At 57.4% G+C, this 21,389-nt stretch carries 18 protein-coding genes; 5 read left to right on the top strand and 13 right to left on the bottom strand.

Annotated features, from left to right (window positions below; all coding sequences use genetic code 11):
• Positions 1 to 28 precede the first annotated feature (28 nt).
• The 7 genes from GS630_RS08150 to acs form a co-directional block, all read right to left on the bottom strand.
• Positions 29 to 1,441 (bottom strand): exonuclease domain-containing protein, encoded by a 1,413-nt coding sequence (locus GS630_RS08150; protein ID WP_171619217.1) that lies wholly within the window; start codon positions 1,439 to 1,441, stop codon positions 29 to 31.
• 2 nt (positions 1,442 to 1,443) lie between these two features.
• Positions 1,444 to 1,962: a hypothetical protein gene (locus GS630_RS08145; RefSeq protein ID WP_171234094.1), complete on the bottom strand. Its 519-nt coding sequence runs from the start codon at positions 1,960 to 1,962 to the stop codon at positions 1,444 to 1,446.
• A gap of 24 nt (positions 1,963 to 1,986) precedes the next feature.
• Positions 1,987 to 3,810: a DUF294 nucleotidyltransferase-like domain-containing protein gene (locus tag GS630_RS08140; RefSeq protein ID WP_171619216.1), complete on the bottom strand. Its 1,824-nt coding sequence runs from the start codon at positions 3,808 to 3,810 to the stop codon at positions 1,987 to 1,989.
• Between the two features lie 108 nt (positions 3,811 to 3,918).
• Positions 3,919 to 5,703 carry a sodium:solute symporter family protein gene (locus tag GS630_RS08135; protein WP_171174535.1) on the bottom strand — a complete coding sequence of 595 codons (1,785 nt, stop codon included), beginning with the start codon at positions 5,701 to 5,703 and terminating at the stop codon, positions 3,919 to 3,921.
• Positions 5,704 to 5,718: 15 nt separating this feature from the next.
• On the bottom strand, positions 5,719 to 6,003 hold the full coding sequence (locus GS630_RS08130) for a DUF4212 domain-containing protein (protein WP_171174533.1): 285 nt from the start codon (positions 6,001 to 6,003) through the stop codon (positions 5,719 to 5,721).
• Between the two features lie 179 nt (positions 6,004 to 6,182).
• Positions 6,183 to 6,866: an adenylate kinase gene (locus tag GS630_RS08125; RefSeq protein ID WP_171619214.1), complete on the bottom strand. Its 684-nt coding sequence runs from the start codon at positions 6,864 to 6,866 to the stop codon at positions 6,183 to 6,185.
• Between the two features lie 7 nt (positions 6,867 to 6,873).
• Positions 6,874 to 8,838, bottom strand: coding sequence for an acetate--CoA ligase (gene acs, locus GS630_RS08120; RefSeq protein WP_171619212.1), 1,965 nt, complete (start codon positions 8,836 to 8,838; stop codon positions 6,874 to 6,876).
• A gap of 405 nt (positions 8,839 to 9,243) precedes the next feature.
• On the opposite strand from acs, the gene dctP reads away from it, so the two are divergent.
• The 3 genes from dctP to GS630_RS08105 all read left to right on the top strand — a co-directional run bounded on the left by dctP (position 9,244) and on the right by GS630_RS08105 (position 12,359).
• Positions 9,244 to 10,260 carry a TRAP transporter substrate-binding protein DctP gene (gene dctP, locus GS630_RS08115; protein WP_171174527.1) on the top strand — a complete coding sequence of 339 codons (1,017 nt, stop codon included), beginning with the start codon at positions 9,244 to 9,246 and terminating at the stop codon, positions 10,258 to 10,260.
• A gap of 62 nt (positions 10,261 to 10,322) precedes the next feature.
• Positions 10,323 to 10,952 carry a TRAP transporter small permease gene (locus GS630_RS08110; protein WP_171174525.1) on the top strand — a complete coding sequence of 210 codons (630 nt, stop codon included), beginning with the start codon at positions 10,323 to 10,325 and terminating at the stop codon, positions 10,950 to 10,952.
• A gap of 3 nt (positions 10,953 to 10,955) precedes the next feature.
• Complete coding sequence (locus GS630_RS08105; protein WP_171619210.1) at positions 10,956 to 12,359, top strand: TRAP transporter large permease; 1,404 nt, start codon at positions 10,956 to 10,958, stop codon at positions 12,357 to 12,359.
• A gap of 138 nt (positions 12,360 to 12,497) precedes the next feature.
• Here the strand turns inward: GS630_RS08105 and GS630_RS08100 are convergent, their stop codons facing one another.
• Positions 12,498 to 13,541: an ornithine cyclodeaminase gene (locus GS630_RS08100; RefSeq protein ID WP_171174521.1), complete on the bottom strand. Its 1,044-nt coding sequence runs from the start codon at positions 13,539 to 13,541 to the stop codon at positions 12,498 to 12,500.
• Positions 13,541 to 14,461, bottom strand: a complete 921-nt coding sequence (gene rocF, locus GS630_RS08095; RefSeq protein ID WP_171619208.1) for an arginase — start codon at positions 14,459 to 14,461, stop codon at positions 13,541 to 13,543. Before rocF ends, GS630_RS08100 begins: the two co-directional genes overlap by 1 nt.
• An 86-nt stretch (positions 14,462 to 14,547) precedes the next feature.
• Here rocF and GS630_RS08090 point away from each other — a divergent pair, with 86 nt between their 5' ends.
• On the top strand, positions 14,548 to 14,976 hold the full coding sequence (locus tag GS630_RS08090; RefSeq protein WP_171174517.1) for an Lrp/AsnC family transcriptional regulator: 429 nt from the start codon (positions 14,548 to 14,550) through the stop codon (positions 14,974 to 14,976).
• A gap of 100 nt (positions 14,977 to 15,076) precedes the next feature.
• A complete protein-coding gene (gene mprF / locus GS630_RS08085) occupies positions 15,077 to 17,686 on the top strand; it encodes a bifunctional lysylphosphatidylglycerol flippase/synthetase MprF (protein ID WP_171619206.1) in 2,610 nt (869 codons plus the stop codon).
• Between the two features lie 2 nt (positions 17,687 to 17,688).
• Here the strand turns inward: mprF and GS630_RS08080 are convergent, their stop codons facing one another.
• From GS630_RS08080 to GS630_RS08065, 4 genes are read right to left on the bottom strand one after another with little or no spacing between them, the layout of a single operon-like run.
• On the bottom strand, positions 17,689 to 19,239 hold the full coding sequence (locus GS630_RS08080) for an efflux transporter outer membrane subunit (protein ID WP_253285852.1): 1,551 nt from the start codon (positions 19,237 to 19,239) through the stop codon (positions 17,689 to 17,691).
• Positions 19,240 to 19,250: 11 nt separating this feature from the next.
• Entirely contained in the window at positions 19,251 to 20,396 is a 1,146-nt protein-coding gene (locus GS630_RS08075) for an HlyD family secretion protein (RefSeq protein WP_171234103.1), read from the bottom strand.
• 21 nt (positions 20,397 to 20,417) lie between these two features.
• Positions 20,418 to 20,780: a DUF3302 domain-containing protein gene (locus tag GS630_RS08070; RefSeq protein WP_171174509.1), complete on the bottom strand. Its 363-nt coding sequence runs from the start codon at positions 20,778 to 20,780 to the stop codon at positions 20,418 to 20,420.
• A 31-nt stretch (positions 20,781 to 20,811) separates the two neighbouring features.
• Positions 20,812 to 21,387, bottom strand: a complete 576-nt coding sequence (locus GS630_RS08065; protein ID WP_171619200.1) for a disulfide bond formation protein B — start codon at positions 21,385 to 21,387, stop codon at positions 20,812 to 20,814.
• Positions 21,388 to 21,389: the final 2 nt, after the last annotated feature.

Genomic DNA, 21,389 nt, shown 5'->3' with positions numbered 1-21,389 from the left:
AGCTGACTGCTGCTTGCAATTTAAGCTGTCAGTTCAGGTCTTCCAGCAAGCGCCCGTGTTTTCGTGTTTCGATTATGACTTCACCGAAGGTCGTCATGCCGCGTGCCTGCAGAATCGGCAGCATCTTGACCAGCGCTTCGGCCGTGGCGACCGCATCGCCCAGCGCAGTGTGGCGCAGGGCCTCGGGGATCGTGATTTCCAGCCGTTCACACAGCGCGTCCAGCGTGTGTGTGTCGCTGGCTCCGAACAGCACGGCAGACAGCAGAACCGTGTCGAGGATCGGGTGATCCCATTCGACCTCCATCCGCTTGGCGTGACGACGCAGGAACGCCATATCGAAGGGTGCGTTATGCGCCACGATCACCGCGTCGCGGGCGAACTGATGAAATACGCGCCCGGCCTCAGTGATGTCGGGTGCGCCCTGAACCATACGGTCACTGACCTTGTGCACTTTGGTCGAAGCAGGTGGTATCGGAATGCCGGGATCCACCAGCATGTCCAAATGTTCACCCTGAACGATCTTGCCGTTGAGCACGCGCACCGCGCCGATCTGAACGATTTCATCTTTATGAGGAAGCAGTCCGGTGGTCTCGGTGTCGAAGACGACGAAACACAGATCCGACAAGGTGCGATTTTCAAACGCGTCATCCCCTGGCGTGTCGAGCAGCTCAAAATCGTAAACCAGAGGCCGCGCCTCATCAGGGGACATTTGGGCGGCACTGTCTTCGAAGACCAGCATGTAGCCGGGCGCGTCGCCCAAGGGCTTCATCCGCGCAGAATAGGTTTGCCGGCCATCTACGCTGTTCAGCGTGCAATACACGTCTTTGCCGGTTTTTCCCATTTTGGCATAGGCATCCGTCAGGCCTGTGGCCTCGATGTACTCGAAAAGCGACGCGTTCAGTCGAGGATGTGCAATCTGGGCCAGAACCTCGGCGGCCTGACCATCATACAGCACAATCTGATGCTTTGGGCTGGCCAGCAACATAGCGACCGGTATCTCGGTCAGCAGGGCGGTGAGACGTTGTTTCTCTGCTGCTAAGTACGCAGTTTCCGATGCTACGGCTTCGGCGGTTCGCATGGCGTTTGACGCGAGTTGTTCCGCCAGACCTGCCGCTGCGGGGGCCAGATCCCCCAGATAGCGCGCAGCCTGCATGTCCAGATCCGTACTGACCCCGGCATGCGCTCGGGCCCGTAATTGGGCCGACAGGCGTTCAATTGGCTTGGCAATATTGTCGTCAAACAGCAGCCAGACACCTGCGATCAAAGCCAGCAGCCCAAACGCGATTAGGATTTCTGCAAAAATGAAGTCACCCAAAAGGTCGGGATTTCCTGCGCGGGCATAGGAAATCCACAGCGCAACTGCGCTGATCGCAATCCCGCCGAATGCCAGCAAGCAGAAGAATAAAAAAATCCTGAGCCTAAGGCTCAAATTGGTGAGCATGATCAGACCCCGCAGGTGGTCTCGATGATTGGATCGTTGGCCTCGGCTGAAATCCAGTCCGCGTTAATCAACCGACCGTCATCAGCGAATTCAGCACCGTCTGCTAGATTGGCGCGGCTATTTTCAACACAGTTGACAGCTACCGGCACTTTTGAAACTGGAGCCCAGCGGCCAAAAAAGTATAGGTCGACAAGTCTTTGATCTGGAACATTTTCATTGCTGCGAACCGATATCGTGTCAATGGCGGCAAAACGATCGACGAAGGGCACCGCGTATGTCCAGGGGCGATAGAAAGCACGGCTTTCGACCTCTTGCACGATGGCCATTTCATCCGGCAGTTGATCGCGTGTGCGGTCATACCAGGAATACTCGCTGGCAATGGTCATGCCGATCATGCCCAGACCCGCCGCAACCGGAGTGGTCCATTTCGGCAAGCGCCCACCGGTCAGCTTGTTCAGCACAAGCACGACGCCCGCAAACGCGAAGCCCGCAAAGATAGTGCCGATCAATTCCAGAAACATGTGGTCTCTCCGTTCTAGGGGGTCTTAGCCCAGCATACCCTTGCCGTGGCCAACCGCCGATTGCATTGTTTTTACCACAACAAATGCATCGCGTAGATGACTTCGCTCAAAGTCCGAAAGATCGGACGGCGGCAGATAATTGTCGGGTTTTTCACCTGATTTAACCAGCCGAACCTGATGCTCCAGCCGGGTTTCAGCGATCAGGTCGTAAGCGTCCAGCAGATCCCGAGCCCCAGACGGGCTGAGGACACCGCTGGCCTCGGCCGCTTTCAGGCGGGCACGGGTGTTGGCTTCGGTCAGCTCGCCCTGCAACGTGTATATCCGGGCCAGATCTACGACGGGCACAACACCATTGTGTTTGAGGTCTAGCGTATTGCGGTGTTCGCCCGAGCGAATGGTGGCGAACCCGCGCAGCAGGCCAAGCGGGGGCGTGTGTTTCAGCGAGTTCGAAATCATATGCGCCACAAAGATCGAGTTCGCTCTGGCCGCTGCCAGTGTGTCGGCCTGAAGGTCGGCAAACAGCTCAAACGCGCCGCCGATAGGGCGCAGATCGAACATAACCGAGGCCAGCATCTGCGCCTCTGGGTTTGGCTTGGCGATCCATCCTGTGAAATAATCGCGCCAGACGCGCACCGGCTGACACCAGCGCGGATTGGTCGCCATCATGTCGCCGGGGCAGTAGAAATACCCGCAAATGTCCAACCCGTCCGAGACGAATTTCGCCAGCTTGGTGAAATAGGCCATGTCTGCGTCGGTCACATTGTCATCCAGCATCAGACAGTTGTCCTGATCCGATACGCCGGTTTGTTCCTGCCGACCTTGCGATCCGCAAGCCAGCCACAGATACGGAACCGGGGGCGGGCCCAGTTCAGCTTCGGCGAGCGCTAATAGGCGCCGCGTGGCTGTATCCGCGATATCGGTGATCAGTCGGGTGACAATTTCGTGCCGGTTTCCGCCAGCAACCAGTTGCACAAGAAGCTGCGGGATTTCTTCGGTCACGCGTGCCATTTCTTCGGCCGTGTCAGCCTGCGCAATGCGGCGCACCAGCTCGGCCGAGTTCACGGCCTGATAATGGGTCAGATCGGTCTGCGTCACGATCCCGACCAGCCGACCGCCTTCGGAGATCGGGATATGGCCAATGCCGCGCTCCATCATGATGTGCAGCACATCCGACCCGATATCGCTGGGCGACAATGTAACCGGGTTCGCGGTCATGATTTCAGAAATGGGCGTGGAGGCGGGTAGGCCGTCTGCAACGTATTTGCCCGAGATATCCCGCAGGGTCGCAATGCCCTGCAAGCTTTCACCGTCCGTGATGCAGAGCGACGAAATATGTTTGTCGCGCATGATCCGCGCGGCGTCCTGAACCGACGTGTCAGCGGGGCAGGTGGCCGGGTTATGCGCCATCAATACGTCGATCGAACTGGTAGCCAGGCTTTGCGGACCACTGCGGTCGCCACGTGTGCGGTCAAAGAACTTTGCCACAACATCATGGTTATCGATCAAACTCCGGACCAGATCCGGTGGCAGAACCATTAGAACTGACGGCGTATGCGCGCGGGCTTTGGTGGCGGCTTTGCCGTCTTTCAGCAGGCCCCTTTCGCCAAAGGAATTGCGCAGACCCAGATGAGAGACGATGGCACCGTTCTCATCGGTAATTTCGACCTGTCCTTCATAGATCACGAACACCCCGGGTAACTTGTGGCCCAGCTCATAGACCGAGGCGTCTTCCTCAACTTCCCAGACCTCGATCTGTTTGACGATCTGATCCAGGGCGTCGGAAGGCAACGCGTCATAGGGATGAACGGATTTCAGAAACCGGGCTATTTCGTCATGGGACAGGGGCATGTGTCGTCTCCGGTGTTCTGGTTAAAAAATCCCGCCCAGTGATGTGCTGGGCGGGAACAGTGGATCGAAAGACGCGGTCGAAGGCAAGAACCAACGACCGCATCAAGCTCATTTGTTCTGAGCTGCGCCCGCACCACGGGGAATGCGTACGCTTTCGACCAGATCCTTGATCTCCTGCGGAGTCTCTTTGGTCGCGCCTGCAACAACGTAGGCAACCGCAAAGTTGATCATCGCACCGATTGCGCCGAACGAGGTCGACTTGATCGGACCCAGCAGCGGGTCAGCATCGGTGAACGAGTTGGTACCCGGAATGAACAACCAGCCCTTGTGCAGGAAGATGTAGACCAGGGTCACAACCAGACCAGCCAGCATACCTGCAACCGCGCCGGTGTTGTTGATGCGGGTCGAGAAGATCCCCATCATCAGCGCCGGGAAGATCGAGGCTGCCGCAAGACCAAAGGCCAGGGCCACGGTTTGCGCCGCAAATCCGGGTGGGTTCAGACCCAAGTAGGTTGCGACAACGATGGCGACGGCCATTGCGATACGAGCAGCCAGCAATTCACCCTTTTCAGAGATTTGCGGGTTGATCGCACCTTTGACAAGGTCGTGGGACACCGCTGACGAAATCGCTAGCAAAAGACCCGCAGCGGTTGACAGAGCAGCCGCAAGACCACCGGCAGCGACCAGACCGATCACCCAACCCGGCAGGTTGGCGATTTCGGGGTTGGCCAGAACCAGGATGTCACGGTTGAACTTGGTCAGCTCGTTACCGACCCAGCCGTTTTCTTCCGCAATGGAAGCCATGGCTTCGGACTTGTCATTGTAGTACTGGATTTTGCCGTCACCGTTCTTGTCTTCCCAATCCAGAAGACCGGTTTTCTGCCAGGTTTTCATCCAGTCATAGCGCGGATCGGTGTCGATTTCCTCGACCGAGACAGCGCCACCTTCGATGCCACCATTGGGCCACATCATGTCGGTGATGTTCAGACGTGCCATTGCGCCAACCGCAGGGGCGGTCAGGTACAGCAGCGCGATGAAGACCAGAGTCCAGCCAGCCGACCAACGTGCGTCAGATACTTTCGGCACGGTGAAGAAGCGCATGATCACGTGCGGCAGACCGGCGGTACCGATCATCAGCGACAGCGTGAACAGAACCATGTTCAGCGTGTTCGAATGGTGGGCGGTGTACTCGTTGAAGCCCAGCTCGGTCACGATTGCATCCAGCTTGGTCAGCAGGGGCTCACCGCTTGCGGTGTCACCAAACAGACCCAGAGCAGGGATCGGCGTGCCGGTCAGCTGCAGCGAGATGAAGATCGCCGGGATGGTGTAGGCTGTGATCAGCACGCAGTACTGAGCAACCTGGGTGTATGTCACACCTTTCATCCCGCCAAACACCGCGTAGGCAAAGACCACACAAGCACCGATCAGTAGACCGGACGTGTTCGACACCTCAAGGAAGCGGCCAAAGGCCACGCCAACACCGGTCATCTGACCGATAACGTAGGTCACCGACGCAACGATCAGACAGATCACCGCAACAACGCGTGCGGTCTGGCTGTAGAAACGGTCGCCGATGAATTCCGAGACAGTGTATTTGCCGAACTTGCGCAGGTAAGGCGCAAGCAGCAGAGCCAGCAGCACGTAGCCACCGGTCCAACCCATCAGGAATGTCGAGTTGTCATAGCCGGTAAAGGCAATCAGGCCCGCCATCGAGATGAACGAGGCCGCAGACATCCAGTCCGCCGCTGTCGCCATACCGTTGGTGACCGGGTGAACGCCGCGACCGGCGGCGTAGAACTCCGATGTGGAACCCGCGCGGGCCCAGATCGCGATGCCGATGTATAGCGCGAATGATGCGCCAACAAACAGCAGGTTGATGGTAAACTGATCCATAATCCCCGCTCTCCCTTATTCTTCGTCTACGCCGAATTCGGCGTCCAGCTTGTTCATGCGCCAGGCGTAGTTGAAGATCAGCACCAAGAAGACCAGGATCGATCCCTGTTGTGCGAACCAAAAGCCCAGATCGGTTCCGCCAACGGCGATCCCCGACAGCAATGGACGCAGCAGAATGCCGAATCCAAACGACACCAGCGCCCAGATTGCGAGGCTGATGTAAATGAGGCGCAGGTTGGCTTGCCAATAGCCCTTATCGGCTTCGGACGCCTGCGCGGAGTTTGTTGAATGATCCGCCATCGCGGGTTCCTCCTTCGCTTCCTCGTTGGGCGGCCCGTGCCCAATTCCTCCAGTGACGCGGACCGCTTCTCGATTGTACCAAACGCCCCGTGACGTCCGGCAAAACTTCTCTGTTCCGCCAAGGCGGTTCATTGAAGTATTCTTTTAAGGATCAAGGCCTTGCGGCCGATCTCCTCCCCTTACTTCATCGCGCCGCTGACGATTTCCTCCAGGTCGCGGGCGATGTCTTCAATCTTGCCCATGGCGTTGGTGCGTTGCAGCACGCCATGGCCTTTGTAATAGGTGATCAATGGCGCTGTTTGCGCGTGATAGGCTGCCAACCTTGATGCCACGGTTTCGGCATTGTCATCCGCACGGCGCTTGAATTCAGTGTGACCGCACTTGTCGCATTTGCCGTCTTCGACAGGCTTTTTGAACGTGTCGTGATAGCCTTCGCCACAGCCGGCGCAGGTGTAGCGACCCGAGATGCGGATCACCATTTCAGCGTCTTCGACCTCAAGACTGATCGCGGCGTTGATCTTCTGATTGTTCGACGCAAGCAGTCCGTCCAGCGCTTCGGCCTGAACCGTAGTGCGAGGGAAGCCGTCCAGAATGACACCCTTGGCGCAATCTGGTTGCGCCATGCGGTCACGCAGGATGGCGATGACGATGTCGTCACTGACCAGATCGCCCGCTTCCATGACGGCTTTGGCAGCAAGACCAGCTTCTGTACCCGCCGCAACGGCCTCGCGCAGCAGGTCACCGGTGCTGAGTTGAACCAGCCCGAATTTCTCTTCCAGCATTCGCGCCTGTGTGCCCTTCCCGGCGCCCGGAGGGCCGAGAAGGATCAGAACGGCGGGAGTGGTGATCGTGGCAGCGTCCATCACGTCCTCACTTATTCGCACGGTTTTCGATCAGGTCTTCGACAACCGACGGGTCGGCCAGTGTCGACGTGTCACCCAGGCTGCCAAAGTCGTTCTCGGCAATCTTGCGCAGGATACGGCGCATGATTTTGCCCGAACGTGTTTTGGGCAGGCCAGGGGCCCACTGGATCACATCCGGCGAGGCAATCGGGCCGATTTCCGTGCGGACCCAGGTGCGCAGCTCTTTCAGCAGCTCATCCGAAGGCTCGCGGTCATTCATCAAGGTGACGTAGCAATAGATGCCTTGTCCTTTGATTTCATGGGGATAGCCGACCACGGCAGCCTCAGCGACTGCGGCATGAGCGACCAGCGCGCTTTCGACTTCGGCAGTGCCCATGCGGTGACCGGACACGTTGATCACGTCATCGACGCGGCCGGTGATCCAATAGTCACCATCTTCGTCACGGCGGCAGCCGTCACCGGTGAAGTAGTAGCCTTTATAGTCCGAGAAATAGGTCTTCTCGAACCGCTCATGATCGCCCCAGACGGTGCGCATCTGACCGGGCCAGCTGTCTTTGATACACAGAACACCCTCGACGCCGTTGCCCTCGATCTCGATACCCGACTGAGGGTCCAGAACGACAGGCTCAATCCCAAAGAAGGGCTTCATGGCCGAGCCGGGCTTCATTGCGTGTGCGCCGGGCAGGGGGGTCATCAAGTGACCGCCGGTTTCCGTTTGCCACCATGTGTCAACGATCGGGCATTTGCCCTTGCCGACGACGTCATTGTACCAGTTCCAGGCTTCGGGGTTGATCGGCTCACCCACAGTGCCCAGTGTGCGCAGATCGCTCAGGTCGCATTTCTCGACAAACTCGTTGCCCTGTCCCATCAGCGCACGGATCGCGGTTGGCGCGGTGTAGAACTGGTTCACTTTGTGCTTTTCACAGACCTGCCAAAAGCGCGAAGCATCTGGGAAGGTCGGAACGCCTTCGAACATCAACGTGGTCGCACCATTGGCCAGCGGGCCATAGACGATATAGCTGTGTCCGGTGACCCAGCCGACGTCCGCCGTGCACCAGTACACGTCGCCTTCGTGGTAATCGAAGGTAATCTCATGCGTCATCGAGGCATAAACCAGATAGCCGCCGGTGGTGTGCACAACGCCCTTGGGCTGTCCGGTTGAACCGGATGTATAAAGAATGAACAGCGGATCTTCGGCGTTCATCTCGGCGGGCGCGCAGTAGTCGTCCGCCTCAAGCGCCATTTCGTTGTAGTCATAGTCGCGTCCGTCGATCCATGTGGTCTGTCCGCCAGTGCGCTTGACGACAAGGCACTTCACTGAGTCCTTGCAGTGCAGCAGGGCGGCATCGGCGTTTGACTTAAGCGGTGTCTTGCGGCCGCCACGTGGCGCTTCATCCGCTGTGATCACAACCTTGGCGTCGCAGCCATTGATCCGCGCCGCCAGCGCGTCGGGCGAAAAGCCAGCGAAAACGATCGAGTGAATGGCGCCGATCCGTGCGCAGGCTAGCATTGCATAAGCGGCCTCGGGGATCATCGGCAGGTAGATGACAACACGGTCGCCTTTGCGCACGCCCAGCGATTCCAGAATATTGGCCATCCGGCATGTGCGGCGGTGCAGTTCGGCGTAAGAAATATGCTGCGCCGGATCATTTGGATCGTCCGGCTCCCAGATGATGGCTGTTTGGTCGCCACGTGTCTTTAGATGGCGGTCCAAGCAGTTGGCCGAAACGTTTAGCGTGCCATCGGCATACCAGTTGATCTTGACCGATCCGAAGTCGTAGTTGACGTCCTTTACCTGTGAGAAGGGCTTGATCCAATCGACGCGCTTGCCTTGCTCACCCCAAAACGTGTCGGGGTCAGAGATTGAGGCGGCGTACATGTCTGCGTATTTCGCAGCATCGACATGTGCACGAGCAACAGTGTCTGCGGATGGCGGATAGGTCTTGGCATCTGCCTGGGCAGCGGTGGTCATCTTTGAGGCTCCTCCCTCTGGACTGGATTACGTTGGGTCGTTTTTGCCCGATTGTTCAGCAAAGTCGATCCCGTTCCTCCCCGGTCAAAGTATTACCGGGTTCAGAAAATAAATAAATAAATTGCCGTAATCTTTGGATTTGTTTGTAAAGAAATTTCGGCGCGTTGCTTATTTTTGTAAAAATTTTCGGTCTAGATTGAATAAATTACTATTTAACAGAGACATAAATGTAACGATTACTCCTGGTGGTTTCGCGCGTTTCTACGGTCGGCAAACTTGGCCAGGTGTTCCTTGTGGTCTCGGATCTAGGAACACATGCGACCCTGAGGGTTGGCACATCCGAATGTTGGCGCTAGCTTCGTTGCAAGCGCTTCGGGAAGAGGCGCACCAAAGGGAGACAAAATCATGAAAAATATGTTGAGCGGTGCTGCCGTCGCCGCCTTGAGCTTTGCGTTTGTCAGCGAGGCTGCCGCGACCGAGTGGAATGCATCCGTCTGGGGCAAGCGCCGCGCATTTACGGAACATGTCGAAAAGCTTTCCGAGCTTGTCAGCGAAAAGACAAATGGAGAGTTCACGATCAATGTCAGCTATGGTGGCCTGTCCAAGCCACGCGAAAACCTGGATGGTATCGAAATCGGGGCCTTTGAAATGGCTCAGTTCTGCGCTGGCTATCACCGCGACAAGAACCGGGCGATCACCGTTCTGGAACTGCCGTTCCTTGGTGTAAACAATCTTGAAGAAGAGGTTGCTGTAAGCCACGCTGTATATGATCACCCGGCGGTCAAAGATGAGATGGCGCAGTGGAATGCCCGTATCATCATGACCTCGCCCATGCCGCAGTATAATATCGTGGGTACGGGCGAACCCCGCGACCAATTGGCTAAGTTCGACGGAATGCGTGTCCGTGCAACGGGCGGTTTGGGCCAAGCGTTCGAGGCTGTGGGTGGTGTGCCAACTTCAGTCCCGGCAACCGAAGCTTATAATGCAATGGAATCGGGTGTTGTGGATACAGTGGCCTTCGCCCAGCATGCACACTTGTCTTTCGGCACGATCAACGAGGCTGATTGGTGGACGGCCAACCTGAACCCTGGCACGGTGAACTGTCCCGTGGTTGTGAATATCGACGCCTATGAAGCACTGCCTGCCGAGCATCGCGAAGCGCTGGACAGCTCAATTGACGAGGCGATTGATCACTACCTGGCGAACTATGGCGGTCTGCTCGAACAGTGGGACAGTGTCCTCGAAGAAAAGGGTGTGCAGAAGGTGATGATCGACGACGCCGTGATCGAGGAATTCCGCACCAAAGCCGCAGATCCGATCCGAGAGAAATGGATTGCAGACATGACGGAACAGGGGCTGCCGGCGCAAGACCTGTATGATCTGGTTCAAACCACTTTGAAGCAGCAGCGCGGCGGTAACTGATCTTTTAGACCGGGTGCCCCGTCGGGTGCCCGGTTCACTTTCAAGAACAAGGAACCACCGGAATGGCAGGACAGGCCACGGTGCTGGAAGACGGTAGCCGTCTAAGCCAGCTGGACCGGCATTTGTTAAAGCTTGAACGCTTTCTTGCATTGATCAGCGGCATAGCGGTTTTCGGATTGATGGTTCTGGCCGTCGTTTCGGTCAGCGGGCGCAACGCGTTCAACGCGCCGTTGCCCGGTTATGTCGACTGGATCGAACAGGCGATGCCACTGATTGCTTTCCTGGGCATCTCTTTTGTGCAGCGCGACGGCGGGCATATCCGCATGGATATCGTCATCTCGCGGCTTCACGGCCGGGCCTTGTGGCTGTTCGAGCTGATCTCGGTCCTTCTGATCTTGGTGTTGATGCTGGCACTTGTGTGGGGCAGTTGGTCCCATTTCGACCGGTCCTTCGACTTTGGTGCGCCGCTCTGGAGCAGAGACAGTTCCATCGACATCGGTATTCCCTTGTGGCCGGCCAAGCTGTTAGCGCCCGTGGCGTTTTCAGTGTTGTGCGCGCGGCTGGTGCTTCAGGTGTGGGGCTATGGGCGTGCATTTGTGCTGGGACTCGAGACCCCTGTGGCGGTACCGCTTCTTCAGGATGCTGCGGCCCAAGCGGCGGCTGAGGCCGAACAGTTCGAAGGGCAGGACTAGAACATGGACACGATTGATATTGGCCTATGGGTCACAGGCGGTCTGCTGGTTCTGGTCGTTGCCGGCATGCGAGTGGCTTTCGCAGCAGGGCTGGCGGGATTGGTTGGGCTGGTCTGGATATTCTGGGCCAAGTTTGGCTATGACCCGGACCGGTTTGGCAAAGCCTTGACGGTTGCGGTCAAGACCGCGGGGCAGGTTCCGCATTCTAAGGTTGCAGCTCATACGCTCAGCCTGATCCCGACCTTTATCCTGATTGGCTATCTGGCCTACTATGCTGGCCTGACGCGCGCATTATTCGAAGCCGCCAAACGCTGGGTGGCCTGGGTTCCGGGTGGGCTCGCCGTGTCCACAATTTTCGCCACCGCCGGTTTTGCTGCCGTATCCGGGGCATCGGTTGCCACATCTGCCGTCTTTGCTCGCATTGCTATCCCTGAGATGTTGAAGGTGGGGTATAACAAACGCTTTGCAGCGGGTGTTGTCGCTGCGGGTGGAACACTGGCCTCGCTTATCCCACCCTCGGCCATTCTGGTGATCTACGCCATCATCGTCGAGCAGGATGTCGGCAAGCTGCTGCTGGCCGGATTCATACCGGGTGCGTTCTCTGCAATCATCTATGGCCTGCTGATTGTCGGGATTGCAGTGATCTTCAAAACCGTCGGTCCACCTGTTACTGGCTTCACCTGGAAAGAGCGTTTTTCCGCTTTACCAGGCGCCATTCCGATTGTGGCCGTGATCCTGATCATCATTTGCTTTGTCTACAACCCGTTCGGAGACAAAGCCTGGGGCACCCCTACGGAAGGCGGCGCAATCGGGGCCTTCATTGTGTTCTGTTTCGCCCTGTTTCATGGAATGCGCTGGAAGGAATTCAAATCCGCGCTTTTGGAAACGGCCAAGCTGACGGCCATGATCTTCTCGATCATCTGGGGCGTTCTGATCTATGTGCGGTTTCTTGGCTTCGCAGACCTTCCTGGTGCGTTTTCCGACTGGATTACCGGGCTTGAGATGTCCCCGATGATGATCCTGATCTGCATCCTTCTGGCCTATGCGGTGCTGGGCATGTTCATGGATGCAATCGGGATGCTGTTGCTGACATTGCCCGTCGTCTATCCAGCGGTCATGGCGCTGAACGGAGGTGAAACTGTGAGCGCAGCCGACAGCGCCTTTGGCATGTCCGGCCCGATGTGCGCCATCTGGTTTGGTATTTTGGTGGTCAAGATGGCCGAGTTCTGCCTGATCACGCCGCCCATTGGGCTGAACTGCTTTGTCGTGGCCGGGGTGCGCCCGGACCTGAGCGTTCAGGATGTGTTTAAAGGCGTGACGCCGTTTTTCATCGCCGATGCGATGACCATCGCATTGCTTGTGGCATTCCCGGGGATTGTTCTCTACCTGCCGTCGCTTGCGGGTTAGCAGGGGAGCGAGGCTCTGCCTCGCGCTCCGAGGTATTTTTGGGCCAGATGAAGCAAGGGATCCGATCTTCATCTGGCCGAAAATACCTCGGGGGAGGCGCGCGCAGCGCGGCGGGGGCAGAGCCCCCATGACTGCGTTTTACCCGGCTCGCATCAGCATTCCGAACAGATCGCGCGGATCATCCGGATCGGCCAGCATGTCCAAAGGCTCAAAGAAACCTGTGCCTTCAATCGCTTGTTTCACATAGCGCAGGGCCGAGAAATCTTCGATCGCGAAACCTACGCTGTCGAACAACGTAATCTGGCGATCATCTACGCGCCCTTTGGCGGTACCGTTGATGACCTGCCACATCTCGGTCACCGGATGATCCTCGTCCAGCGCCTGAATTTCTCCTTCGATACGGGTCTGTTCCGGGTATTCAACGAAAATGTCCGAGCGGAGCAGGATATCGCGGTGCAGTTCTGTTTTGCCCGGACAGTCGCCACCGATGGCATTGATGTGAACACCGGGGCCAACCATGTTGTCGGTCAGGATGGTTGCGTATTTTTTGTCTGCCGTGCAGGTGGTGACGATCTGGGCACCTTCGATGGCCTCTTCTGGCGTCGTGCAGGGAACAACAGTCAAACCCTTGCCCCGCAGGTTTTTCGAACATTTTGCGGTTGCGTTAGGGTCAGTGTCGTAGAGCCGGACTGTACTGATGCCGCACATTGCCTTAAATGCCAGACACTGGAATTCAGACTGCGCGCCGTTGCCGATCATTGCCATGGTGGTTGCGTTTGTCGGGGCGAGATAGCGCCCGACCAGTGCCGAGGTTGCCGCTGTGCGCAGTGCGGTCAGCAGCGTCATTTCGGTCAGCAGTGTTGGATAGCCGGTATAAACATCCGCCAACAGACCAAAGGCCGTGACCGTTTGCAAACCTTCCGAAGTATTTTTGGGATGGCCGTTCACGTATTTGAAGCCGTAGGCCTCACCATCCGAGGTTGGCATCAGCTCGATCACACCATGCGGTGAATGCGCCGGAATGCGTGGGGTTTTGTCGAAGCTCTCCCAACGTTTGAAATCGGCTTCGATCTGTGCGGCGATCTGCGTGATCATCTGTTCGACGCCGATGTGATGAACCAATCGCATCATGTTGTCGACGGATACAAACGGCACGAGGGCCTTGTCAGAAGGTTGGGTCATCAGAAACTCCGGGTGGGGCGGTCAAAGATGCGGCGGCCCATAAGTGAGGCGGCCAGATCGACCATAAGTTTGGCGGTGCGACCGCGTTCATCCAGAAACGGGTTCAATTCAACAAGATCCAGCGAACTGACCAGCCCGCTCTCATGTAGCAGCTCCATCGCCAGATGGGCTTCGCGCTCGGTCGCTCCGCCTGGAACCGTTGTACCTACGGCTGGAGCTATAGCGGGATCGAGGAAGTCGACGTCCAGCGACACGTGCAGCAGAGCGTTTTCTGCGCGCACACGTTCCAGAAAGGCCATCAAAGGGGCCTTGATCCCGTGTTCGTCGATGCTGCGCATGTCGGCCAACATCGCGTGATTCTGTTCCAACGCCAGCCGCTCAGCCGGATCGACAGAGCGTAGGCCGATCATGCCAACGCGATCCGTCGGGACCACCGCAGGCAAGGGCGGGAAAGCGTCAAAACCCGGTCTTCCAGCAAAATATGCCACGGGAGTTCCGTGCAGGTTGCCGCTGCCTGTGCTGTCCGGTGTGTGAAAGTCGCTATGCGCGTCCAACCACAACACAAACAAAGGCCGATCCACCTGATCGGCGTAGGCTGCCATGCCCGCGACAGTGCCCATGGACAGCGCGTGATCACCGCCCATAAAGATGGGCACGCCCCGACCAGCGGCCGCTTGTGCAGCTTGGCTAAGAGCCCGAGTCCAGCCGACACATTCCGGCAGGGCAAAAAGATGCGGGTGTTCGGGCATGCCAGTTTCTTCGGGGGTCACGTCGCCCTGGTCCTGAACAGAATGGCCAAGATCGGTCAAAGCTTCTTGCAGCCCGGCCACACGATAAGCGTCCGGACCCATCCGGCATCCCTGACGACGTTTTCCAGCGTCCATTGGCGCGCCGATGAGAATTATTTTCTTCATGTCCATGTGTCCATTTAGGCTGGCAGAGTGTCTTGCGTGAAGGCAGCAAATTGCTCAAAATGGGTCGAGAAAATCCTTAACGAGAAAAAGATATGGACGATTTGGATAATAGACTGCTCAATGCGTTGCAACGTGATGCGCGTGCCAGTCTGTCCGAGCTTTCGGAAACGCTGGGTGTAACGCGCACCACGGTGCGCAGTCGGTTGCAGCGCCTGAAACAATCCGGAGAAATCGTCGGTTTCACTGTCCTGACTCGCAGGGATCTGGCGCAAAGCCCGGTACGCGGTTTGATGATGCTTGAGATTGAAGGGCGCGGGACAGAACGCGTCATGGCGCGGATAGCAGCCTTGCGGCAGGTGACAGCAATACATTCGACCAATGGCAGCTGGGATCTGATCGCAGAAATCAGTACCGAAACCTTGGCCGAGCTGGATGAGGTCCTGTTTCAAATCCGCCGCTTTGACGGTATCACGCGATCCGAGACGAATTTGCTGCTGTCCACGCGCAAGGGGCGGCTCTAGCACTTTGAGATGAAAACAATTTGTGTCAGAGTTTTAGGGCAGATGATGTCTGAATATTCAGCAGACTGTCTGGCGCGGCAAACAGGCAGGGACGTGCAGGATGACCACTTCGCAGAAAACTGACGAACCTCTGGCTGTGCATTGGGCGGAACGTATGACGGCGATGCTGGAAAAGCCTTGGCTGCGCATCGCAATACCCGTTGTGATCACCGCAATCGCCCTGACTGTTTTGCACGATCTGTCGGCGCATGTGAAATGGTCGGATGTGCAGACCGATATCGCTGGAACGTCATGGAAGCTGATGCTATTCGCGCTTTGCTGGACGGCGTTCAGCTTTCTTTCTCTGTCGCTCTATGATGTTTTTGCGGTGCAAAGCGTGGCAGAGGGCAAAGTGCCCTTGCCTGTGGCTGGAATGGCAGGGGCAAGTGGTTACGCCGTATCAAATTGCCTTGGCTTTTCCTACATCACCGGTACTGCGATCCGGTACCGGATTTATGCGTCGCTGGGGCTGGATCTGGGACGTGTGGCCGGAGTAATCGCGACCTCTTGGGTGGCGTTCTGGATGGGGCTGGTGTTGATACTGGGCCTGCTGTTGACCCTGCATCCTGACGGCATATCCAAGGTGGTGCCGGTCAGCCCGACGGTGGAAACAGCCATCGGGCTGTCGCTGCTGGGGGCATTGGTCGTCCTGTTTATTTGGCTGTCGCGCGGGGGCAGGCGGTTGTCCTTCGCAGGCGTTGGTTTCGATTTGCCGGGTGGAAAGCTTGCCAGCCTTCTGACGCTGGCCGCGATCGGCGATCTGTTTGGCGCGTCCATGGTGCTCTATGTTCTGATGCCGGACGATCTGGGGGTTGGCTATCCGTACTTCTTCACAATCTATATCGCGGCCATTGCTGTGGGCATCCTCAGCCACGCTCCGGGCGGGATTGGCGTGTTCGAGGCTACGCTGATCGCGGGGCTGGGTGCATCGGGGCGGTCGGATGTTATTGCCGCGCTGCTGCTCTATCGTGTGGTTTACACGTTTGTCCCGTTTGTTGTTGCGAGCCTGTCAATTGCGGTAGCGTCGGCGCTGACGCAACGCCAAAGGATAAGTGGGGCCGCGACCTGGGTATACCGGGCCATCCGCCCCATGGTGCCCATTGTTGCCGCCGGAGTCGCAGCGGTGGCCGGGGTGATCCTGCTGGTGTCAGGGGCGCTGCCTGCCGGTTCACAGAACCTTGGTGTTTTGAAAGACGTTTTGCCGCTGTCCTTTGTCGAAGCCTCGCATCTGGTAGGAAGCGCCATCGGAGTTCTGCTTTTGCTGGTGTCACGCGGATTGTTCCGCAAGCTCTACCGCGCTTGGATAGTTGCGATGTTGCTGATGGTGGCAGGATTCTTTGCCTCGCTTGCCAAGGGCTTAGACATGCACGAAGCGGTGTCGATGTTGGGAACGATAGGCGTTTTGGCCTTGTTCCGTGGCGTGTTTTACCGGGTCAGTGGGGCATCAATTTTCCGCCTGAACATCCCATGGCTGATCAGTGTCGTGGTGCTGCTTGCCGTGATCTTCTGGATCGGGCTGTTCGCGTATTCCCATGTGGAATACCAAAACGCTTTGTGGTGGGAGTTTGCATGGAATGGCGACGCCTCTCGCTTTTTACGCTCGAGCCTCGTTGTTGCCGTGATCGTTGGCGTGGTCGCTGTGAACTCATTGTTTGGGCGTGAGATCCCGACACCGCAACGCACCGAAATTCCCGAGGTCGTCGAGCGTCTGGTGATGGAGAGTGATGATACTGAATCCCAGATCTCGTTGACCGGTGACAAGCAATTCCTGATCTCACCGGATGAAACGGCCTTCATCGCTTACGCCGATACGGGCAACGCGGTGATCTCAAAAGGAGAGCCAGTAGGGGATGAGGCCGCTGGCCGCCAATTGATCTGGCAGCTTCGGGAAATGGCGGACCGTGAAGGAAAGCTGTGCGCGTTCTATAGTGTCTCGACCAAATACCTGCCGACCTTTTTGGATTTGGGCCTGTCGATCCTGAAAATTGGTGAGGTCGCGCGGGTGCCGCTGCAAGATTTCTCGCTGGACGGAAAGTCGCGCAAACGGTTCCGGCAGGCCAAGAACAGGGCCGAGCGGGAAGGCTATGTGTTCGAGATTATCCCAAAAGAAAAACTGGCACCGGTTCTGCCGGAATTACGCGAGATTTCAGATCATTGGCTCGAGCAAAAGGCCGGTGCCGAAAAAGGATTTGCGCTTGGAGGCTTTGACGATCAGTACCTGTCTTATTTCGACCACGCGGTATTGCGCGATGGAAACACAGGCAAGATCAAGGCGTTCGCCAACCTATTCCAAGGCGGCAACAAATCCGAACTGTCGCTGGACCTGATGCGGTATGAGCCGGACAGCCCCAGCTTTGTGATGGATGCACTGTTTGCCGAAATGATGGTTTGGGGCGCGGAACAGGGCTTTCACTGGTTCTCGCTGGGGGCCGCTCCGTTTTCAGGCATAGAAAACCGGCAACATGCCTCGCTCTGGAACCGGATCGGCGGGTTCGTTTATGAGCACGGCGAACAGTTTTATCATTTCGAAGGCTTGCGCAGCTTCAAGCAGAAGTTCGACCCGGAATGGAGCCCGAATTATCTGGCCAGCCCCGGCGGGTTGGCCGCGCCGCGTATCCTTTATGAGGTCAATATCCTGATCTCAGGCGGGCTGCGCGGTCTGACAAAGTAGGTTCAGTTCAGGCTGGCACCGGTTGGGGTTTTCTGCAGCAGATCCCCCCAGTCGGTACGATAGGCCATTTCGGCCAAGACGGTCTCGGGCAGAAACTCCTGATTTTGACGGATCTGCCAACCGCCGCCTAAACCTTTGTAAACCGCGACCAGATTGCTGGACACTTGCTGACGCGCTTCGATTAGATTGGCTTGTGAGCGTAGCAGCGCGGTTTGCGTGTTCAGAATGCGCGAATAGCTGGCAATGCCGTCCGTGTACTGGCTGACTGCAATCTCAGCCGCCTTGCGCGAAGCGTCGACGCTTTGCTGATAGAACCCAACCTGTTTGCGTGCCTGCGCATAAGCGACCATGGCGCTTTCAACCTCGGAATACGCAGTCAGCACGGTGTTCTGGTAATTGGCGATCAGCGCCTGATAGGCGGCATCCTGCGCGCGGACATTGTTCTTGATGCGGCCATAGTTCAGCACGTTCCAGACCACACCGGCGCTGGCCAGACCGGTGGTGCTGTTGCCACTGAACAGGTCGCGCCCGCCCGAAGCCTGTAGGCCAATTGCCCCCGACAGAACGAATTGCGGATACAGATCCGCCATCGCGATACCAACTTGCGCGGATTGCGTTGCTGCGGCCAGCTCCGCGGCCCGCACATCCGGGCGGCGGCGCAGCAGTTCGGCGGGTACACCCACAGCCACATTTGTCCGCGCGGACGGGATGCGGCCCGAGTTCCCCAACAAACTGGTCATCCGGGACGGCGTGACACCCAGCAGCACGGCCAGGGCATTCTTGGTTTGTTGCAGGTCACTTTCCAGCTCGGGCACCAAAGCTTTGGTGTTGTTGAGAAGGGCGGTAGACTCCTGCACGTCCAACTCGGTGGTGACACCGTTGTTGAAACGCAATTGGGTCAGATCTGCAGATTCCTGCTGCAACTTGATGTTTTCGCGGGCGACCGCAAGCGACTCCTGTAACGCACGAATATTGACGTACAAGGCCGCCACATCCCCGGTCAGTGTCACCAAAGCGTCGTCGTAATTGGCCACCTGAAGTGCCAGATTAGACCGCGCGGCCTGCACCCCGCGCCGCTGTGCGCCCCAGACGTCCAGCTCCCACTGGGCATCGAAGCCGACTTGCGAGGTCGAGAATTCGGTATCCAGCGGAATGATGCGGTTGATATCGGCAATGGGTCCAAGATTGTCGCTGATCTGCCGTCGCTGCAACGACCCGCCAATGGCCTGGGATTGCGGGTAAAGCTCACCAAATGCGATGCCCAACTGTGCACGGGCCTGCAACACACGTGCACCCGCAACCTGAAGGGTCAGGTTTTGCGCATAAGCTTCCGCAATCAGCTTGTTGAGGGTGGGGTCATTGAACGTCTCCCACCATTTCACCACGGGCGCGCTGCGCGATGTCAGGCCGCTTTGGCCGGTGCTGGGGGTGTTCACCTCGATCCATTGCTTCACGACCGGAGAGTTCGGGCGCACGAAATCCGGCCCCACTGGCGCACAAGCCACCAGACTAGCAGCGCAAAGGGCAGTTCCCAGCAACCGGCGGAGTGTCATGGCGCGCATCCTCAGATATCCAGCGGGCGGATGAAGTTGGCGAAGGAATAGAGGCGGATATTGATGCGCCTCAGGAACTCAAAGCTTTTGCCCATACCGGTATAGATCGCTACGGCCGCATGGCCACCAGCGGGGAAAGTGTGGCCTTCAGGCAAGTCGACCGTGATCTGTACGGCAATCCGACCGGGCAGTTTGGGCAGTTCAAAACCCGGCAGGCGGCCCGACGGGATGAGTTGCCCTTGCCGGGTGGCCCACCAGATCGCCTCGACCTTGCCCGTCAGGATTTCACCGGGATAGAGGTCCAGCGCTACTTCAACCTCTTGTCCTGGTTCGACAAATTTCAGGTTCTGTTGACGGAAGGTGGCAAGGATATAGGGGTTGTCTTCGGTCACGAAGCTCGCGATTGCGCCCAATCGGACGTCGCCGACAACCAGACCGGGACGTGCCTGCTGTGACACGATCATCCCGTTTTCAGGCGCATAGATGGTGGTGTTTTCCAGAAAGTACTCGGCCTCGGCCAATTGGGCCTGAGCCTGAAGAATACCCGTGTTCACGCCGTCAATCTGCGATTCCACAGCCAGTTGTGCCTTTTCCAGATTGGCCTGCGCTTGTTTGACGGCAGCCAGATCTTCGGTCACCTGCTCGTTCCAACGGTCCAGATCGTCTTGCCGCGCTCCGCCAGCGGGCACCAGGTTCTCATAGCGGGCTTGTTGGGTCTGCGCATAGGCTAGTTGCGCGTTTGCGCGTTCTACAGCTTCGGTCGACGCGATCACATCCTGTTCCAGGATTTTGGCATTCTGCTCGGCCGCGACCAGTTGGGCCTTTGCATTGTCCACCGCCAGAGAAAACACCGTGTCATCAAAGCGATAAAGCGGATCGCCTTTTGTGACTTGAGTGTTCGGCTCGACCAGTACCTCGGTCAATATTGTTGGCTGCGTCAGTTTGGGCACGATCTGTATGGTCGAACGCACCACGTGGCTGTCTGCCGAGAAGGGCTGAAAAAACCGAAGCGCCACCAGAAAGATCAGCAGCAGATGCGCGCCCACCCAGAACGAGACGATGCCCCAGGCAATATTGAATTTCAGAAGTTCCAGCTTGAAGAAGATGAGCCAGACAAAAATGATGTAAAAAAGCGTGATGCCGAGGGCAACGAACATAGGTATTTCTTTCCTTCGGCCTTAGCTTTTCTGCGTGTTGTCTGTCTCCAGACGATCCTTATACTCAGGTCTGACCTTGCCGCCCAGACGTTTGATTTCGTCGCGAATGGCGTCTTTCTCTTCATCCGGGCCCCGGCGAATGTCCACTGTAACGCCATCATGGAACGCCCACATAAAGGCGTGAACCCATGGAACCACGGCCAAAAACCCCATCCATCCCATGATCTTGACGGCTTCGGCATGCGGGTGATTGCGCTTGATAGCGATCCGCCCCGGAAGCCCCATGAGAAACAGAAACACACCCATCACCGCTGCAAGAAGCAGGATCAGCGCAACAAATGTCAGATAGTCGTAATAGCCTAACGGCTGCCCCAATAGTCCCATGCTCGTGCCTCCTCTTCGGGCGAAGGTTGTCTTATCCTCCGTCGTCCGCGTCCAGTTCGTCAATCAATTTGTAGCTTGTAGGCGGGTCAGCGCAGATGCCGGGGCCGCATTCCAGAAGGGTTGACCCGGCATTCAGCACAGCCAGCGCCAGCATGACGAAAAAGGCAGTTTTGGCCAGTTTGTTGCCTCCAAATTTCGGCTCTGCAGACGCGTCGTGGTCGTACTGACGCTCAAAAAACAGCATGACTGCCGTGCCCAGCAAGACGAGGAAGAAGGCGATTGCTGCCCATGTGTAATAGTGAAGCCCCAGAACCGGTGATCCGTAATGGCCTGTTCCGGGTACGATATGCAGCAGGATCTGACGGATCGAAACCGAGACCCCATACAGCGCAGCGATCAGAACAATCGCATAATGGTGGGGTCTTGCGCCGTATAGCAGGTTCAGGCCAAGCCCAACCCCCACGGCCACAAAACCGACCCGCTGCAACAGGCAAAGCGGGCAGGGCAGTTCATAGAGCGCAAATTGGTAAACATATGCCAGAACCAGAACGAGGCTGACAGCAAGCATTCCGATCGCATTGAGGGTTCGGGACAGTTCAGGTGTCATAA

The organism is Ruegeria sp. HKCCD7303, assembly GCF_013111185.1.
In the GTDB taxonomy this organism is placed as follows: domain Bacteria; phylum Pseudomonadota; class Alphaproteobacteria; order Rhodobacterales; family Rhodobacteraceae; genus Ruegeria.
Note: the sequence above shows the minus strand (reverse complement) of the source record. Positions and strands in the feature narration are given on the sequence as shown.

Bases quoted from the DNA above. Each gene is read 5' to 3' on its own strand.
- GS630_RS08150 (WP_171619217.1), bottom strand. From the start codon at position 1,441: ATGCTCACCAATTTGAGCCTTAGGCTCAGGATTTTTTTATTCTTCTGC.
- GS630_RS08145 (WP_171234094.1), bottom strand. From the start codon at position 1,962: ATGTTTCTGGAATTGATCGGCACTATCTTTGCGGGCTTCGCGTTTGCG.
- GS630_RS08140 (WP_171619216.1), bottom strand. From the start codon at position 3,810: ATGCCCCTGTCCCATGACGAAATAGCCCGGTTTCTGAAATCCGTTCAT.
- GS630_RS08135 (WP_171174535.1), bottom strand. From the start codon at position 5,703: ATGGATCAGTTTACCATCAACCTGCTGTTTGTTGGCGCATCATTCGCG.
- GS630_RS08130 (WP_171174533.1), bottom strand. From the start codon at position 6,003: ATGGCGGATCATTCAACAAACTCCGCGCAGGCGTCCGAAGCCGATAAG.
- GS630_RS08125 (WP_171619214.1), bottom strand. From the start codon at position 6,866: ATGGACGCTGCCACGATCACCACTCCCGCCGTTCTGATCCTTCTCGGC.
- acs (WP_171619212.1), bottom strand. From the start codon at position 8,838: ATGACCACCGCTGCCCAGGCAGATGCCAAGACCTATCCGCCATCCGCA.
- dctP (WP_171174527.1), top strand. From the start codon at position 9,244: ATGAAAAATATGTTGAGCGGTGCTGCCGTCGCCGCCTTGAGCTTTGCG.
- GS630_RS08110 (WP_171174525.1), top strand. From the start codon at position 10,323: ATGGCAGGACAGGCCACGGTGCTGGAAGACGGTAGCCGTCTAAGCCAG.
- GS630_RS08105 (WP_171619210.1), top strand. From the start codon at position 10,956: ATGGACACGATTGATATTGGCCTATGGGTCACAGGCGGTCTGCTGGTT.
- GS630_RS08100 (WP_171174521.1), bottom strand. From the start codon at position 13,541: ATGACCCAACCTTCTGACAAGGCCCTCGTGCCGTTTGTATCCGTCGAC.
- rocF (WP_171619208.1), bottom strand. From the start codon at position 14,461: ATGGACATGAAGAAAATAATTCTCATCGGCGCGCCAATGGACGCTGGA.
- GS630_RS08090 (WP_171174517.1), top strand. From the start codon at position 14,548: ATGGACGATTTGGATAATAGACTGCTCAATGCGTTGCAACGTGATGCG.
- mprF (WP_171619206.1), top strand. From the start codon at position 15,077: ATGACCACTTCGCAGAAAACTGACGAACCTCTGGCTGTGCATTGGGCG.
- GS630_RS08080 (WP_253285852.1), bottom strand. From the start codon at position 19,239: ATGACACTCCGCCGGTTGCTGGGAACTGCCCTTTGCGCTGCTAGTCTG.
- GS630_RS08075 (WP_171234103.1), bottom strand. From the start codon at position 20,396: ATGTTCGTTGCCCTCGGCATCACGCTTTTTTACATCATTTTTGTCTGG.
- GS630_RS08070 (WP_171174509.1), bottom strand. From the start codon at position 20,780: ATGGGACTATTGGGGCAGCCGTTAGGCTATTACGACTATCTGACATTT.
- GS630_RS08065 (WP_171619200.1), bottom strand. From the start codon at position 21,387: ATGACACCTGAACTGTCCCGAACCCTCAATGCGATCGGAATGCTTGCT.